This window comes from Microcystis sp. LE19-10.1B (assembly GCF_027530565.1).
Classification (GTDB): domain Bacteria; phylum Cyanobacteriota; class Cyanobacteriia; order Cyanobacteriales; family Microcystaceae; genus Microcystis; species Microcystis aeruginosa.
Genome location: NZ_JAPZQM010000656.1, coordinates 1 through 1,624, shown reverse-complemented (window position 1 = coordinate 1,624; position 1,624 = coordinate 1). Strand labels below are relative to the sequence as shown.

The 1,624-nt window shown below is 44.4% G+C and carries 3 protein-coding genes; 1 reads left to right on the top strand and 2 read right to left on the bottom strand.

Going from position 1 to position 1,624, the window contains the following annotated elements; all coding sequences use genetic code 11:
• Nucleotides 1-302: 302 nt before the first annotated feature.
• A complete protein-coding gene (locus O9332_RS23530; protein WP_288027648.1) occupies nucleotides 303-458 on the bottom strand; it encodes a hypothetical protein in 156 nt (51 codons plus the stop codon).
• 173 nt (nucleotides 459-631) lie between these two features.
• On the opposite strand from O9332_RS23530, the gene O9332_RS23525 reads away from it, so the two are divergent.
• Nucleotides 632-1,363 (top strand): undecaprenyl-phosphate galactose phosphotransferase family protein, encoded by a 732-nt coding sequence (locus O9332_RS23525; protein ID WP_002760967.1) that lies wholly within the window; start codon nucleotides 632-634, stop codon nucleotides 1,361-1,363.
• A gap of 50 nt (nucleotides 1,364-1,413) precedes the next feature.
• Here the strand turns inward: O9332_RS23525 and O9332_RS23520 are convergent, their stop codons facing one another.
• Nucleotides 1,414-1,572: a hypothetical protein gene (locus tag O9332_RS23520; RefSeq protein WP_196219852.1), complete on the bottom strand. Its 159-nt coding sequence runs from the start codon at nucleotides 1,570-1,572 to the stop codon at nucleotides 1,414-1,416.
• Between the last annotated feature and the right edge of the window lie 52 nt (nucleotides 1,573-1,624).

The following is a 1,624-nucleotide window of genomic DNA, read 5'->3' as shown; positions in this document are numbered from 1 at the left end:
TTAAAAGGTATAGGGGAGCGGGAGAGCGGGGGAGCGGGAATTATGAATTATGAATTAGGAAGTGGCAAGAATAAATAGGGTCTGCTGAAAAAGTTTTTCCTGGGGGTAGGAGTCAGTAGCCGGTCGTCAGGAGCCGGTCGTTTTAGGCTTTGTTGCCCTTGTTTTTTGTACCCAGCGATGTACTACAAGAAGGATAATGCAAGGTTTTTGAACGTCCCAATCCTATTTTCGCAGCACTAACATCGGACTTTAACAGGTCAAAAGCTTTATTTTAAAAGGGTTTTACCATTATTCAGCAAACCCTAAATAAAAGCAATCTGCTGACTACTGACTCCCCAGACTCCTGACTCCCCAGACTCCTGACTTGAAAGAGGGTGTAGGGTGTGGGGTGTGGGGTGTGGGGTGTAGGGTGTAGGGAAGGAAACCTCTTTCATCTGTGGGGGTGAAAATTTTTTCATCGGGACTGACTCCTAATCCCAGCAACAAACTTTTTCAGTAAACCCTAATTAGAGATTTTTCAGTACAAAGGCTCTAAAATGGCCAGTGCCAGTTATTGGCCAGAAGACTTGTTTTTTCGGTCTTGTGGCTTTATCATGGGTACTGTGTGGTGTGTGTGATGTGAAGGAGTAAGATGACTGCTAATAGCCAACTTATCTCCGTCAAGGCTCTACAAGCTTTGATGAAGCGAGGGTTCAAACCTTCGGTCTCTGGTAGACGGCATCAAAAATCTTGGTTAATAGCTTTAGACGGCGATACCTCAAAACGATTATTCGATATCGTTTTCTCCCTATCGGTTCTAATTTTCTTTTCGCCGCTTTATTTAATCTTAGCCTTATTGATCGCGATTAGTTCCCCCGGTCCGGTCTTCTATGTGCAGAAGCGCGTCGGTCAAAACTTCCAGCATTTCAACTGTATCAAGTTCCGTACTATGGTAATGGATGCTGATAAGGTGTTAGAGAGACTGATGGAAGACTCTCCCCAACTGCGGGCAGAATTCGAGGATAATTTCAAGCTTAAGGACGATCCTCGCATAACTTGGATTGGCAAATTTCTCCGCTTAACCAGTTTAGACGAGTTTCCCCAATTCTGGAACGTCCTGCGAGGAGATATGAGCGTCGTCGGTCCGCGGCCTTTAGTTCCCGAAGAATTGCAGAAATATGGCAATCGCATCGACAAAGTTTTAACTATTCGCCCCGGTTTGACTGGTTTATGGCAAGTTTCGGGACGTAATGACATACCCTATCCCCTGCGGGTGCAGATGGATGTGTATTACGTTAATTCGCGTAACTGGTTAACTGATATCTGGGTAATCTTCAGAACTATCGGTGTTGTGGTTTTTCCCAAAAATAACGGTGCTTACTAAAGCGGTGAATAGTAAAAAATTACTCACTGCTGTTTCAATGTAATTAATCGCTAGACTGGAGGAGAGAAGGGGAGAACTTGCTTTTTTCTCCTCTTTTTTTGAGAAATATTATGACAGTAATTAGGGTCTGCTGAAAAAGTTTTTCCTAGGGGCAGGGTGTAGGGTGTGGGGTGTGGGGTGTGGGGTTTTACCGATTTTGAGGGGGTCAATTACCTAATTTTCAGGGAAAAAGTCCCTGAATTTCCCCCTGATCACTCCCAT

Excerpts from the sequence above, each read along its gene's own strand:
- O9332_RS23530 (WP_288027648.1), bottom strand. The coding sequence starts at position 458 with ATGAAAAAATTTTCACCCCCACAGATGAAAGAGGTTTCCTTCCCTACA.
- O9332_RS23525 (WP_002760967.1), top strand. The coding sequence starts at position 632 with ATGACTGCTAATAGCCAACTTATCTCCGTCAAGGCTCTACAAGCTTTG.